The organism is Streptomyces incarnatus, assembly GCF_001027185.1.
GTDB lineage: Bacteria > Actinomycetota > Actinomycetes > Streptomycetales > Streptomycetaceae > Streptomyces > Streptomyces puniciscabiei.
Window position 1 is genome coordinate 6,529,766 of sequence record NZ_CP011497.1, and the last position, 14,125, is coordinate 6,543,890.

Below are 14,125 nucleotides of genomic sequence, written 5' to 3' on the forward strand. Positions count from 1 at the left end.
GGCGCGGATCGGTCAGGTGCCTTAATTCCGAAGGGCCGGCTGAATTCCGGAGGTCCGGCGGACGGCGGCAATCCGTCGGAACCTGTCGGTAATGCCCCTGGGGCGTACACCGGGCCGGACCTACCGACGGCGGCATGCGTTACCTCGCCCCGATCCTGATCGGCCTCGTCTACGTCCTGCTGATGTCCCTCGTCCCGGAACCCCACCGGCGCCGCCTCAACGCGGATGGGGGCACCGCCCGGTCGAGCGAAGCCGAGACTGGGGGAGGTCGCCGGGGCGGGTGCCGCCTACCTGAGCGGCGGCGGCCTCGGCGGCTGGGAGTTCGTGTTCACCGCCGTGGCCACCTGGGTCGCCTACAAGGGCCTGGACTCCTGGGCCTGGACCGGCGTCGGCTGGCTGCTGCACACGGCCTGGGACGTCGTCCACCACCTCAAGGGCCACCCGATCATCCCGTTCGCCCACGACTCCTCGTTCGGCTGCGCGCTGTGCGACCCGGTGATCGCGGTGTGGTGCCTGGGCGGCGGGCGGTCGCCGTGGGAGTGGCCGCGCGGCACCGATGAGTTTTCGCGGCCCGGCCGGTCTGCCCTTCGTACGAGGAGTGCGACCGTGAAGGAGTAACGGCATGACCATGATCGACTTCGGCCCCCAGACCAGAATGGTGGCCGGGCTGGTCGAAACGGTGACCGACGAACAGCTCACGGCCGCCACGCCCTGCCCGGACCTCGCGGTGCGGAATCTGCTCGGCCACATCCACCTGCTCTCCGTGGCCTTCCGCGACGCCGCCCGCAAGGACCTCGGGCCGACGACCGACACCGACCCGGCCGCGGCCGTCCCGGACATCGGCCCCGGCTGGCGCGAACAGCTGCCCAAGGCCCTGGACGAACTCGCCGACGCCTGGCGTGACCCGGCGGCCTGGACCGGCATGACCCGCGCGGGCGGGGTGGACTTGCCGGGCGAGGTCGCCGGCGCCGTCGTCGCCGACGAACTGGTCATCCACGGCTGGGACCTGGCCCAGGCCGTCGGACGCCTCTACGCCCCCGACCCCGCCGCCCTGGACGCGGCCCACGGCTTCCTGCTCATGGCGGCCGAGGACCCGGACCGCGGCGGCGGCCTCTTCGGGCCGGTCGTCCCGGTCGCGGAGGACGCGCCGCTGCTGGAGCGGGCGGTGGGACTGAGCGGCCGGGACCCGATGTGGCGTCCATGACTGAGTAGGAGGGCATCCGCGATCTGAGTACGTGCACCGGTGTGGCGACCCCCGTGACGCCGGTTCACTGCTCGCATGACGACACAGCACATCGCACCGCTTCCGGCACCGGCCGACCGGACTGAGCGGGACCCCCGCGCCTGGGTGGCGCCGGCGATCGCGACGGTCCTGCTGGGCGTGCTCGGTCCGGCCGCCGTCCTGTTCGCCGGGTTCTCCGTGATGGCCACGGACAGCTGCGGCCCCGACGACTGCTCGGCCGCGCTGAACACCTCCCTGTCCTGGATCTTCGGCCTGCTCCGCTTCGGCGGCCCGCTGTGCTTCGTCGCCCTGCTCACGGCCTGGCTGCTGCCCTGGCAGCGCCGCTGGTCCGTGATGCGTGCCTGGACGGCGGTCCTCGCCGTGCTGCCGCCCCTGGGCGTGCTGTTCCTGGTGTTCACGCTGCCCGCCCCGTGACGGGGCACGGTCACCGAAGGCTCCGGTTCCGCTTGTCGGGGTGGAGCACGGCGGCGCCACCGGGGGCCGTACTCTCCCTCCATGCCCCTCAGCCTCACCGTCCTCGGCGCCGCCTCCCCGCACCCCGGCCCGGACCGGCCCTGCTCCGGGTACCTGCTGTCCGGCGGGGGTGCCGAGGTGTGGGTGGACGCGGGGCCCGGTACGTTCGCCGCGTTGCAGCGGCACACGGATCCCGCGCGGCTCACCGCGATCTGGATCTCCCATCTGCACGCCGACCACAGCGCCGATCTGCTGTCGGCCGCCTACGCCTTCGCCTTCGGCGGGATGACCCCGGCCGCACCGGTCCCGGTGTACGCCCCGCAGGACTGCGCCCGCCGGCTGGCCGGCTTCCTCGGCCGGGCGGACGTCGACTTCCTCAAGGGCGTCTTCGACTTCCGGGCCCTGTACGACGGCCATGACGTCCGGCACTGGAACCTCCGCCTCACCGCACGCGCCGTCGCCCACGACACCGAGGCGTACGGGCTGCGCGCCGAATGCCAGGGCAGCGTGCTCGCCTACTCCGGGGACAGCGGGCCCTGCGCCGCGCTCGGTGAACTCGCCCTGCGCGCCGACCTGTTCCTGTGCGAGGCGGACATCACCGAACATCGCGGCAGCGAACAGGTCCATCTGACGCCGGAGGACGCCGGACGGATCGCCCGCGAGGCCCGTGTGCGCGAACTGCTCGTCACCCATGTGGGACCCACGCTCACCCGCGAGGAGGCCACCGCGCGCGCCGCAGCCGTCTCCGGCCGGCCCACGCACACCGCCGTCGAGGGCGACATCCACACCGTCTGAGGCCGCGCCGCCTGCCTTCTCCGTCAGAAGCGCCGACCTTTGTCAGAAGCATTGACGAAACCCGGGCCCCCTCCTACCTTCAACGCGTCGTACTTCGTACGTCATATATGAGACGCGATATGTGAGATCCGAGAGGGCCGCATGACCTCTGTGCCCACCCCGATCCCGTCCCGCACGCAGTACGTGCTGGACGCGATCAGACACCGCATCCTCACCGGGCAGCTGACGCCCGGTCAGGCCCTGGTCGAGACGGAGCTGGCCGCGCAGTTCGGGGTGTCCAAGACCCCGGTGCGGGAGGCGCTGAAGACCCTCGCCGGGACCGGACTCGTCGTGATGAGCCAGTACAAGGGCGTCACGGTGCGCATGGTGGACGCGGACATGGCACGCGAGGTCTACGACGTGCGGCTGCTGCTGGAGCCGGAGGCACTGAGGAGAGCCGTCGGGCGAGGCGCCTCCCTCGACGCCGCGCGCGACGCGCTGAACCGGGCCGACAACGCCACCGACACCGCCGAACGGTCGCTCGCCAACCGGGAGTTCCACCGCGCCCTGTACCTGCCGTGCGGCAACCCGCTGCTCGGCCGGATGCTGGACGAGGTCCGCGACCAGGCCGCGCTGGTCTCCGCCGTCGCCTGGGCCGCCGACCCCTCCTGGGAGCGCGAGGCCGCAGAGCACCGGGAGATCCTGCGGCTGGCGCTGGATGGCGACGCCGACGGCGCGGCGAGCGCCCTGCACGCCCACATCGCCTCCTTCGTGCGGCGCGCTTTCCCCTCGGACACCGAGGCGGCCGAGGAGACCGCGGTCGCCGGCCCCCACGCAGAGGAAGGTCCTTCATGAGCGGCGTGACGTTCGAGACCCAGCGGGCGGCCCTGGCCGACGTGGTGGCCATCCCGGTGACTCCCTTCGCCGCGGACGGCTCCGTCGACCTCGCCGCCCACCGGGCCCTGCTGCGTCGCCTGCTCGACGGCGGGATCGGAACCCTCACCCCGAACGGCAACACCGGCGAGTTCTACGCCCTCACCCCCGAAGAGCGGCGCCTCGTCGCCGAGTCGACCATCGAGGAGGCGGGCGACCGTGCCGCGGTCCTCGTCGGCGTCGGCCACGACCTGCCCACCGCCATCGCCTCCGCCCGGCACGCCCGTGACCTCGGCGCCGGGATGGTCATGGTCCACCAGCCCGTCCACCCGTACGTCTCGGCGGCCGGCTGGGTCGACTACCACCGCGCCATCGCCGAGGCCGTGCCCGAGCTGGGCGTGGTGCCGTACATCCGCAACGACCGGCTGGCCGGCGCCCGGCTCGTCGAACTCGCCGACCACTGCCCGAACGTCATCGGCGTGAAGTACGCCGTCCCGGACGCCGCACGCTTCGCCGCCTTCGCCCGCGACGCCGGCCTCGACCGGTTCGTCTGGGTCGCCGGTCTCGCCGAGCCGTACGCCCCCTCCTACTTCTCCGCGGGCGCCACCGGCTTCACCTCCGGGCTCGTGAACGTCGCCCCGGCCGTCTCGCTGAACATGATTGAAGCGCTTCGATCCGGCGACTACCCGGGCGCCATGAAGGTCTGGGAGCAGATCCGCCGCTTCGAGGAACTCCGCGCCGCCCACGGCTCCGCCAACAACGTCACCGTCGTCAAAGAGGCCCTCGCCGCCCTCGGCCTGTGCCGCCGGGACGTCCGCCCGCCGAGCAGACCGCTGCCCGAGGACGAACGCGCCGAGGTCGCCGCCATCGCCGCGGGGTGGTCCATATGAGCGCGCCCCGCAAGAAGCCGGAAGAGCTGCGGAGCCACCAGTGGTACGGCACCGACGGGCTGCGCTCCTTCAGCCACCGCGCCCGGACCCGGCAGCTCGGCTACCTGCCCGAGGAACACCTCGGCAAGCCGGTCGTCGCGATCCTCAACACCTGGTCCGACATCAACCCCTGCCACGTCCACCTGCGTGACCGCGCCCAGGCCGTGAAGCGGGGCGTGTGGCAGGCCGGCGGGTTTCCGCTGGAGTTCCCGGTCTCGACCCTGAGCGAGACCTTCCAGAAGCCGACGCCGATGCTCTACCGGAACCTGCTGGCGCTGGAGACCGAGGAACTGCTGCGGTCCTACCCGGTCGACGGGGCCGTGCTGATGGGCGGCTGCGACAAGTCCACGCCCGCGCTGCTGATGGGCGCGGCCAGCGCCGACCTGCCCGCCGTGTTCGTGCCGGCCGGTCCCATGCTGCCGGGGCACTGGCGGGGCGAGGTGCTCGGGTCCGGTACGGACATGTGGAAGTACTGGGACGACAAGCGGGCCGGGCTCATCGGCGACTGTGAGATGTCCGAGCTGGAGAGCGGGCTCGCGCGCTCCCCGGGGCACTGCATGACCATGGGTACGGCGTCCACGCTGACCGCCGCCGCCGAGGCCCTCGGTGTGACCGTGCCGGGTGCCTCCAGCATTCCCGCCGTCGACTCCGGGCACGACCGGATGGCGGCCAGGGCCGGGATGACGGCCGTGGAGCTGGTGCGCGGCGACCGGAGGCTGTCGCGGATCCTCACGCGTGAGGCCTTCGAGGACGCGGTCACGACCGTCCTGGGCCTCGGCGGCTCCACCAACGCCGTGATCCACCTGATCGCCATGGCGGGCCGCGCCGGGGTGAGGCTCACTCTCGACGACTTCGACCGCATCGCCCGGACCGTGCCCGTCCTCGCCAACGTCCGCCCCGGCGGCCGGACATACCTCATGGAGGACTTCCACTTCGCGGGCGGCCTGCCCGGCTTCCTGTCCCGGATCGCCGACCTGCTCCACCTGGACCGGCCGACGGTGTCGTACGACACCCTGCGCGAGCAGCTGCAGGGCGCCCAGGTGCACGACGACGACGTCATCCGCCCCCGCGGCAACCCGGTCGCGAGCGAGGGCGGGGTCGCGGTCCTGCGCGGCAACCTCTGCCCGGACGGCGCGGTCATCAAGCACATCGCCGCCGAACCGCACCTGCTCAAGCACACCGGCCCGGCGGTCGTCTTCGACGACTACCGGACCATGCAGCGCACCATCAACGACCCCGCGCTCGGCATCACCGCCGACAGCGTGCTGGTGCTGCGGGGCGCCGGACCCAAGGGCGGCCCGGGCATGCCCGAGTACGGCATGCTCCCGATCCCCGACCACCTGCTCGAGCAGGGCGTGCGGGACATGGTCCGCATCTCCGACGCCCGGATGAGCGGCACGAGTTACGGCGCCTGCGTGCTGCACGTGGCCCCGGAGTCGTACGTCGGCGGCCCCCTGGCCCTCGTGCGCACCGGGGACCTGATCACCCTGGACGTCGCGGCGCGCAGCCTCCATCTCCACGTGGACGCCGCGGAGCTGGAGCGCCGGCGCACCGCGTGGACCCCGCCGCCCGCCCGGTACGAGCGCGGCTACGGCGTCCTCCACAACAGCCAGATCACCCAGGCCGACACCGGCTGCGACTTCGAGTTCCTGGCCCGGCCGGGCCATGTGCCGGACCCGTACGCCGGCTGACCCCCGTACGGAGAGAGGTGAAGCGCTTCACCCTGCGCATGTAGCAAGCGCGGATCCCGGCCAGCTCCAGGTCCTTCACACAGCTGACGGCGCCGGGAATGTCGTAGTGCCCCGGCTCCGAGGCGAACGCCCAGGCCCCGGGCGGCAGAACACCACGCAGCCGGGGCAGTTCGGTCAGGTAGGCACGGGCGTCGACGGAGAACCCGTGGCCGTGCCAGTGGGTCTTGACGAATCTCACGACCACGATCCTCTCCCACGCACCGCACGAGGGCCGGTGGCCCCGTCGCACAGTGATCACGGAGAAAAGTGTATCGATCGGGTAACAGGCCTCGCAGTGCCCGGTGTTATGCGCGTAGACAGTCTCCGACCTGGTACATCACTCTCATCCACCAGATCCGGAGAATCCATGCGGAAGTCCCACAGAGTCGTCGCCGCCGGTGCCGCCTGTGCTCTCGCCGGTGTCGCGCTGTACGGCGCGGGCGCGGCCACCGCCGGTCAGTCGACGGCGAACTCCACCCACGAGCCCTACAACATAGGGCAGTTGGTGAAGGACATCGACACCTACTACGGCACGGCCGCCGACAGCAACGGCGTCTACCAGGCGTCCCCGGACAGCCCGTACGCCCAGGACCTGGCGCAGATCGACGCCGACGCCAGGCGCTACATCGACAAGGCGGCCCGCAAGGCGCACCGCCACGGCGAGAAGCCGGCCGTCGTGTTCGACATCGACGACACGCTGCTGCTCAGCCTCGACTACGAGAAGCGCTACAACTACACGTTCAACCCCACCACGTGGAACGACTACGTGAACAAGGCCGACCGCCCGGAGGTCTTCGGCAGCCCCGAGCTCGTCCGGTACGCCGAGTCCAAGGGCGTCGAGGTCTTCTACAACTCCGGTCTCAGCGAGGCCCAGCGCGCCGCCGCGGTCGCGAACCTGAAGAAGGTCGGCGCCGATGTGAACCTCGACGCCGACCACATGTTCCTCAAGGACAAGGCCAACCCGCCGGCCTACCTGAGCGACTGCGCCACCCCGGGCACCTGGAACTGCACGACCGTGCAGTACAAGTCCGGGACCCGCAAGCACATCGAGGACGACCTGGGTTACGAGATCATCGCCAACTTCGGCGACCAGTACTCGGACCTGGACGGCGGCTACGCCGACCGCACGTACAAGCTGCCGAACCCGACCTACTTCGTCAGCTGAGCGCCGGCCGTACGTCCTGAGCAGCCGCTCGTACCCGGTCCCCGTCACCGGCAGCACCGTGCCGTGGCGGGGGCCGGCGACCGCGGCTCACGCGTCACCGCCCGAGCCGCCGTGCGCGGCGAAGTCACCGGTCACCGTGTGAGCGCTCCCCCCGGCAGTACCGCTGATCCGGTAGCTGTCGTCCTTCGCGTCACGTCCGCCCCGCGCATGGTCGTACTGCCCCGCGAACACCCACAGCCCTCCTTGAGCCGCCATGTGTAGGCGACGAACCCGGCCTGCTCCTCGACCGTCTGGGTGAAGTCCCCCCTCCGGCAGCGAGCGCCACGCGCCCGTCGAGGACACCCCGCCGGTCAGGGCGATCCTGCGCGTTCGCGCACCGCGCTGCGGATCCGGGTGCGGGCCAGGGGGCGGCGACCACGCAGTGACTGTACGGGGCGTCGGACGCCGTATGGTCCGCCGAACCGGATTCCGTAACACGGGGAAAACCTGAAACAGGTTGAACAGGGGAACAATCCAGCCAGCATCCGCAAGCCGATCATCAGATGACGAGGAGTGGGACCATGTCAGTGGACCGGTACTTCAGGATCTCCGAGCGGGGATCCACCGTCGGCCGGGAGATACGCGGCGGCTTCGCCACGTTCTTCACCATGGCCTACATCCTTGTCCTGAATCCGATCATCCTGGGCAGCGCCAAGGACAAGTTCGGGCACACGCTGGACACCGGCCAACTCGTCACCGCCACCGCGCTGGTGGCGTGCGTGATGACGATCGTGATGGGCGTCGGCGGCAACCTCCCGCTCGCCATCGCCGCCGGCCTCGGCCTCAACGCGGTCGTCGCCTTCCAGCTGGCTCCGCTGATGAGCTGGCCCGACGCGATGGGCCTGGTGGTCCTGGAGGGTCTGGTCATCTGCCTGCTGGTCCTCACCGGACTGCGGGAGGCCATCATGAACGCCATCCCGCAGCAGCTGAAGCAGGCCATCGGCGTCGGCATCGGCCTGTTCATCGCCTTCATCGGCTTCGTGGACGCCGGGTTCGTCAGCCGCATCCCCGATGCCGCGCACACCACCGTGCCGGTGCAGCTCGGCGCCGTCGGACGCCTCACCGGCTGGCCCGTGCTCGTCTTCTGTCTCGGCGTCCTGCTGACCATCGCGCTGCTCGCCCGGAAGGTGAAGGGCGCGATCCTCATCAGCATCGTGACGACGACCGTCGTCGCGATCATCATCAACGCCGTCGCCGACATCAGGAGCTGGGGCCTGACCACGCCCAAGGTCCCCGACAAGCTGGTGGCCGCACCGGACTTCGGGCTCATCGGTCACTTCAGCCTGTTCGGCGGCTTCGCCAAGGCCGGCGTCCTCACCGCCGTCCTGCTGGTCTTCACCCTGATCCTGTCCGACTTCTTCGACGCCATGGGCACGATCGTCGGCATCAGCGCGGAGGCCGGACTGCTGGACGAGAAGGGGCAGGTGCCCGGCATCGGCCGCGTGCTGTTCATCGACGGCGCCGCGGCCGTCGCCGGCGGTCTCGGCTCGGCCTCCTCCAACACCGCCTACATCGAGTCCGCGGCCGGCGTCGGCGAGGGCGCCCGCACCGGCCTCGCCAACCTCGTCACCGGCGGCCTGTTCGGCCTCGCCCTCTTCCTCACCCCGCTGCTCACCATCGTCCCGCTCCAGGCCGCGGCCCCCGCGCTGATCGCGGTGGGCTTCCTGATGATGACCCACGTCAAGCACATCGACTGGGACCGGTACGAGATCGCCATCCCCGCGTTCCTCACCATCGCGGCGATGCCGTTCACCTACTCCATCACCGACGGGATCGGGGCCGGTTTCCTGTCCTACGTCGTCATCAAGTCGGTGCTGGGAAGGGCGCGGGAGGTCAACTGGCTGCTGTGGGGGGTCTCGGCGCTGTTCCTGGTGTACTTCGCGATCGACCCCGTCGAGCAGGCTCTCGGGGTGAAGTGAGGGACACCCCTTACGGGCGCCCTACTTCACCGCCGCCTGCATCATCGCCTTGGCCACCGGCGCCGCCAGACCGTTGCCGCTCACCTCGGACCGAGCCGCGTCCGACTGTTCCACCATCACGGCGACGGCGACCTCCTTGCCGTTGGAGCCGGACTTGGCGAAGGACGTGAACCAGGCGTACGGCGTCTTGCTGTTGTTCTCGCCGTGCTGGGCGGTGCCGGTCTTGCCGCCGACGGTGGCGCCGTCGATCAGGGCGTTCGTGCCGGTGCCGTCCTTGACGACCGTCTCCATCGCCGACTGGAGCTGCTCGGCGGTGGAGGAGCTGACGATCTCCTTGGTGTCCGCGCCGTCGTCGTAGTTCTGCAGCACATCACCGCCGCTGTCGGTGATCTGCGACACCATATGCGGCGAGACCAGCTTGCCGCCGTTGGCTATGGCCGCGGACACCATGGCCATCTGCAGCGGGGTCGCGGTGACGTCGAACTGGCCGATGCCGGAGTACGCGGTCTGCGGCTGGTCCATGCCGGAGGGGTACACGCTGGCGTAGGCCCGGACCGGCACGTCCTGCTTGTCGTCGTTGAACCCGAACTTCTCGGCCATGGCCTTCACCTTGTCCTGGCCGAGCTGGACGGCCATGTGGCCGAAGACGTTGTTGCAGGAGTACTGCAGGGCCACGCGGATCGAGGCGTTCTTGCACGGCGCCGACGTGTTCTCGTTCACCAGCACGTGCGTCGTGCCCGGCGGGGTGTAGGGGTCCGGGCTGTCGGTCGGGTCGTCCACGTTCTTGTACAGCCCGTCCTCCAGCGCGGCCGCCGCCACGACCAGCTTGAAGGTCGAGCCGGGCGGCAGCGGCTGGCGCAGCGCCCGGTTGGTGAGCGGCTTGTCCTTGTCCGCGTTGAGCCGCTTCCAGGCGGACCCGGCCGTGTTGGCGTCGGTCAGCTCCGAGGGGTCGTACGACGGCGTGGACACCACCGCGAGGATCTTGCCGGTCTTCGGGTCGATCGCGACGGCCGCGCCCTTCTTTCCGCTCAGCGCGCGGTAGGCCGCCTTCTGCACGTCCGGGTCGATCGTGGTGAGCACGTTGCCCGGATCGGCGCGCTTGCCGGTGAGCGTGTCCAGCACGGTCTTCAGCCGGTTGTCCGTGCCGTTGAGCAGGTCCTTGTAGATGCCCTCCAACTGGGTGGGGGCGTAGGCCTGCGAGGCGTAGCCCGTCACCGCGGCGTAGAGGCTGCCGTCCGTGTACGTCCGCTTGTAGGCGAGGTCGCTCCCCTTGGTCCGGGTGGAGCCGGTGATCGCGTTCCCGGCCACGATGATGTTCCCGAGCGGCCGCGAGTACGTCTGGATCACGTTCCGCCGGTTGTCGTTGTCGTCCGCGAGGGCCTTGCCGTCGTAGAACTGCACCCAGGTCGCCCTGACCAGCAGAGCGAGCACGAGCAGCAGCGCGAAGACGGACGCCCGCCTGATCGTCTTGTTCATCCCGTTCCGAAGACGAGCGGGACGGGGCCGATCGTTCCCGTACGCCCCGTTTTCTCATCCTGCGCTCAGGAACCGCCTCACCCCGCGCTCAGGAAACCGGCCTCGTACGCGGCGATCACCGCCTGGGTGCGGTCCCGGGTGCCCGTCTTGGCCAGCACCGCCGCGACGTGCGACTTCACGGTGGCGGGACCCACGTCCAGCCGCCGGGCGATCTCGGCGTTGGTCAGTCCCTCGGCCATGTGCCGCAGCACATCGCGCTCACGTGCGGTGAGTTTGCTCACCCACGGCGCGGGCGGGGCGGCCCCGCGCCCGTGGCCGGCCGCGAGGGCGCGGACGGCCGACGGGAACAGCAGGCTGTCGGTGCGCGCGACCAGCCGTACCGCCTGCACTAGCGTGTCGGCGTCCGCCCGCTTGAGCAGGAACCCGGAGGCTCCGGCGCGCAGCGCGTCGTACACGTAGGAGTCGTTCTCGAAGGTGGTCACGACCACGATCCGGGGCGGCTCGTCGAGGGAGGCGAGGATCTGCTCGGTGGCCCGGATGCCATCGATCTCCGGCATCCGGACGTCCATGAGGACGACATCGGGCCGCAGCTCCCGGACGACGGACACGGCCTCGGCACCGGTCGCCGCCTCACCGACCACCTCCACATCGGGCTCGACGGAGAGGATGGCACGCAGGGCGGTGCGGACCATGCGTTCGTCGTCGGCGAGGACGGTCCGGATCGCGGGCTGGGGCATGCGGGTCCTTTCGGCGGTCACGCTGCGGCATCAGGCAGCCGTCAACGGAAGTCGTACGCACAGGCGCCAGGTGTCTCCCGCCGGCCCCGCCTGTGCCGTGCCGCCGAGCAGCCGCACCCGGTCGGCGACGCCCCGCAGACCGTGGCCGCCGCCGGGGCGGGGAGCCGGGGCCGCGCCCAGGGGGTTCTCGACGGTGAGCTCCAGGTGCCCGGCGGCGGTGGCGATGTGGACGGTGACGGGCGTGCCGGCGTGTTTCAGGGCGTTGCTCAGCCCCTCCTGCACGATCCGGTACGCCTCCCGGGAGACCAGCGGCGGCAGCGTGGCGGGGTCGGCGGCGACGGTGGCCGTCACGGGCTGCCCGGCGGCCCGGGTCCGGCGCAGCAGACCCTCCAGGTCGCTCGCCAGGGTCGGCGCGGGCGCGGTGCCGGGCGCGTCCCCGTCCCGCAGCACGCCGAGTACGGCGTCGAGTTCGCCGACCGTGCGCCGGGTGGTCTCCTCGATGGCGGCGAGCGCCTCGCGGACGAACTCCGGGTCGCTGCCGAGGAGCCGGCGGGCCGCGCCCGCCTGGAGGGTGACCGCGCTCAGCGCGTGGCCGACGGAGTCGTGCAGCTCGCGGGCGAGCCGGTTGCGCACGGCGAGGTCGGCGGCCCGGGCCTCGGCGGCGGCCAGCCGGTCCGCGGGGGTGGGCCCGAGCAGCGCGGGCGCCCAGCGGGCCAGCAGCGCCCCGCAGCCGGCGGCGCACGCGGCGAGCGCGAGCAGCATCGCCAGGCCCGCGACCGGGGACAGCGCCAAGGCCCAGCCGTGGTCGAGGACATGGGGGAGGGCGAGCGGGGAGCGGCGCAGCCCCGCGAACAGGGGCAGCACGATCAGTACGACCGCGAACGGCGGCACGGCCAGCGACATCCCGGCGACGATCCCGCCGAGGCCGAGGTGCAGCGTGAACCAGGCCGCCGTACGGGCCCGTTCGGCCCGCGTCCGGGCCGGGCCGTGGGCGAGCAGGTCCGCGTCGATCCCGCACAGGGCCCGTACCGCCGCCGACTCCAGCGGACGGGTCAGCGGGAACAGCGCGGTGACGGCGGCGATCGGCAACCCGACCGCGAACGAGCCCAGTTGGAGCGGCAGCGACCGGAAGACGTCGTCCACGCCGGTGAGCGGCCCGACGATCACCGAGCCGACGAGGACGTACGGCATGGCGAGCGCGCCGCCGAGGATCAGATGGATCCACCGGCGCCGTGCCCGCCCGCCCAGCAGCGGCCGCAACGCCCTTGTCACCGGGGCGCCTTGCCGGGCCGGTCCAGGAGGAAGCGGGCGATGACGCTCGCCGCGAGGATGCCGGTGATCACCTGCCCAGCGTAGGTGAGTCCGGTCAGCGGTGTCGGCTCGTTTCCCGTCACCAGCACCGCCAGCGACATCCAGCCGCCCCAGCAGGCCACCGCCCCGGAGCCGGTCCAGGCCAGGACGAGCGGCACGGCGAGCGGCAGCGCGGCGCCCCGGCGGAAGGCGAGCTGCCAGGCACCGGTGACGGCGCCGGCGAGGAAGAGCACGTAGACGAACTCCATGGACCGGTCCCCGCCCCCGTCGAGCCCGATCGCCCCAGAGCCCCGCAGCAGCCGCACCGCGCCCGGGACCAGCGCGACCAGCGCCGCCGCCACGGCCGTCCGCCGCCCTGCCCGCGCCGTGCTCCCGGTGCCCGGCAGCTCCCGTACCCGCCCCCGCCACAGGTGCCCCCAGCGCTCGCGGGCGTACCCGGTGAACAACGCGCCGAGCGCCAGTCCCTGCACGATGAACCCGCCGTACACCACCCCGAAGACCCAGTCGGCCAGGAAGGGCCTGTCACCCGCGCCGCCACCCCCGCCCCGGCCGCCGTGCAGGACGAGCTGCAGCGGGAAGCCCACCATGATCGGCGCGAGGAGTCCCACGGCGAGCCACATCGGCACCGCGAGCAGCCAGGCGGGCACCCGGCGCCCCCACGGGCGGGTCAGCAGCAGCGCCAGCACCACGACGGCCGCGTCCATCAGCACGGTGAGGCCGTTGGCGAGCGCCATGGTCAGCCGGTGCTCCAGGAGCGGGCTGCCGTCCGGGATGCCGAGGTGGCTGCCGGCGATCCAGGCGAGCTTGAGGGACAGATAGGGCAGGCAGGCGGCGACGGCGACGAGCCGCAGCGAGCGCCGCACGGCGCCGACACCGGCGGGAGCAGGAGCGGTTGGGATCGTCATGCCTCAACGCTCCCGCGCGGGCGGGGTGTTCACCTCCTGCGGCCCGACGATCCGTCTCCGCCGCGCGGGGGAGGAGCTCAGTCCTGCAGGACGAGCACGACCTCCTCGATCTCCCGGCCCCGCCCGCTCGCGTACCCCCGGGCCCGGGTCGTCTCGCGGAACCCGCACTTCTGCAGCACCCGCAGCGACGCGGCGTTGTCGGCCGCCGCCCGCGCGTACAGCGGCCGTTCGGGCACCTCGGCCAGCAGGGCCCGCAGCGCCGCCGTGGCCACGCCCCGGCCCCAGTGGGCGCGGTCGATCCAGTAGGTCACCTCGCGCTCGCCGGCCGTCCCGTAGACCGCCGCGTTGCCCACCACGTGCCCGTCGGCCAGGATCGTGCGCTGTATGTCGGAGGAGGCGCGCAGCCGCTCCCAGTGGGCCGCGAAGGACTCCCGGTCGTAGGGCTTCTCCGGGCCGAACGCGGCCATCCGGACGGCTTCCGGATCGGTCATCTGCCGGAATAACACCGGCAGGTCACCGTCCTCGACGACACGCAGCGCGATCTCCATGGGAATCGACCCTACGACGGCCG

General features: G+C 71.8%; 14 protein-coding genes and 1 pseudogene. 9 read left to right on the plus strand and 6 right to left on the minus strand.

Annotated features, from left to right (window positions below; genetic code table 11):
• Positions 1 to 134: 134 nt before the first annotated feature.
• The 8 genes and pseudogenes from ABB07_RS29505 to ABB07_RS29540 all read left to right on the plus strand — a co-directional run bounded on the left by ABB07_RS29505 (position 135) and on the right by ABB07_RS29540 (position 7,167).
• Positions 135 to 618 (plus strand): annotated as a pseudogene (locus ABB07_RS29505) (DUF6010 family protein).
• A 4-nt stretch (positions 619 to 622) separates the two neighbouring features.
• Positions 623 to 1,204, plus strand: a complete 582-nt coding sequence (locus ABB07_RS29510; protein ID WP_208901559.1) for a TIGR03086 family metal-binding protein — start codon at positions 623 to 625, stop codon at positions 1,202 to 1,204.
• A gap of 75 nt (positions 1,205 to 1,279) precedes the next feature.
• Positions 1,280 to 1,657, plus strand: coding sequence for a hypothetical protein (locus tag ABB07_RS29515; RefSeq protein ID WP_208901560.1), 378 nt, complete (start codon positions 1,280 to 1,282; stop codon positions 1,655 to 1,657).
• Between the two features lie 81 nt (positions 1,658 to 1,738).
• Positions 1,739 to 2,491, plus strand: coding sequence for an MBL fold metallo-hydrolase (locus ABB07_RS29520; RefSeq protein WP_208901561.1), 753 nt, complete (start codon positions 1,739 to 1,741; stop codon positions 2,489 to 2,491).
• A 141-nt stretch (positions 2,492 to 2,632) separates the two neighbouring features.
• Entirely contained in the window at positions 2,633 to 3,325 is a 693-nt protein-coding gene (locus ABB07_RS29525; protein WP_208901562.1) for a GntR family transcriptional regulator, read from the plus strand.
• Entirely contained in the window at positions 3,322 to 4,233 is a 912-nt protein-coding gene (locus tag ABB07_RS29530; protein WP_208901563.1) for a dihydrodipicolinate synthase family protein, read from the plus strand. Before ABB07_RS29525 ends, ABB07_RS29530 begins: the two co-directional genes overlap by 4 nt.
• On the plus strand, positions 4,230 to 5,963 hold the full coding sequence (gene araD / locus ABB07_RS29535; RefSeq protein ID WP_208901564.1) for an L-arabinonate dehydratase: 1,734 nt from the start codon (positions 4,230 to 4,232) through the stop codon (positions 5,961 to 5,963). Before ABB07_RS29530 ends, araD begins: the two co-directional genes overlap by 4 nt.
• Before the next feature lie 406 nt (positions 5,964 to 6,369).
• A complete protein-coding gene (locus tag ABB07_RS29540; protein ID WP_208901565.1) occupies positions 6,370 to 7,167 on the plus strand; it encodes an HAD family acid phosphatase in 798 nt (265 codons plus the stop codon).
• 87 nt (positions 7,168 to 7,254) lie between these two features.
• Here the strand turns inward: ABB07_RS29540 and ABB07_RS42075 are convergent, their stop codons facing one another.
• Positions 7,255 to 7,398 carry a hypothetical protein gene (locus ABB07_RS42075; RefSeq protein ID WP_425264772.1) on the minus strand — a complete coding sequence of 48 codons (144 nt, stop codon included), beginning with the start codon at positions 7,396 to 7,398 and terminating at the stop codon, positions 7,255 to 7,257.
• A gap of 329 nt (positions 7,399 to 7,727) precedes the next feature.
• Between ABB07_RS42075 and ABB07_RS29550 the strand changes: the two genes are divergently transcribed.
• Positions 7,728 to 9,125, plus strand: coding sequence for an NCS2 family permease (locus tag ABB07_RS29550; RefSeq protein WP_208901566.1), 1,398 nt, complete (start codon positions 7,728 to 7,730; stop codon positions 9,123 to 9,125).
• Between the two features lie 21 nt (positions 9,126 to 9,146).
• On the opposite strand, the gene ABB07_RS29555 is transcribed toward ABB07_RS29550, so the two are convergent.
• The 5 genes from ABB07_RS29555 to ABB07_RS29575 all read right to left on the minus strand — a co-directional run bounded on the left by ABB07_RS29555 (position 9,147) and on the right by ABB07_RS29575 (position 14,102).
• Positions 9,147 to 10,601: a peptidoglycan D,D-transpeptidase FtsI family protein gene (locus ABB07_RS29555; RefSeq protein ID WP_208901567.1), complete on the minus strand. Its 1,455-nt coding sequence runs from the start codon at positions 10,599 to 10,601 to the stop codon at positions 9,147 to 9,149.
• 77 nt (positions 10,602 to 10,678) lie between these two features.
• Entirely contained in the window at positions 10,679 to 11,338 is a 660-nt protein-coding gene (locus ABB07_RS29560; RefSeq protein ID WP_208901568.1) for a response regulator transcription factor, read from the minus strand.
• 30 nt (positions 11,339 to 11,368) lie between these two features.
• On the minus strand, positions 11,369 to 12,610 hold the full coding sequence (locus ABB07_RS29565) for a sensor histidine kinase (protein WP_244189555.1): 1,242 nt from the start codon (positions 12,608 to 12,610) through the stop codon (positions 11,369 to 11,371).
• Positions 12,607 to 13,554 carry a hypothetical protein gene (locus ABB07_RS29570; protein WP_208901569.1) on the minus strand — a complete coding sequence of 316 codons (948 nt, stop codon included), beginning with the start codon at positions 13,552 to 13,554 and terminating at the stop codon, positions 12,607 to 12,609. The genes ABB07_RS29565 and ABB07_RS29570 overlap by 4 nt, the downstream gene beginning before the upstream one ends.
• Positions 13,555 to 13,631: 77 nt before the next feature.
• Entirely contained in the window at positions 13,632 to 14,102 is a 471-nt protein-coding gene (locus ABB07_RS29575; RefSeq protein ID WP_208901570.1) for a GNAT family N-acetyltransferase, read from the minus strand.
• Positions 14,103 to 14,125: the final 23 nt, after the last annotated feature.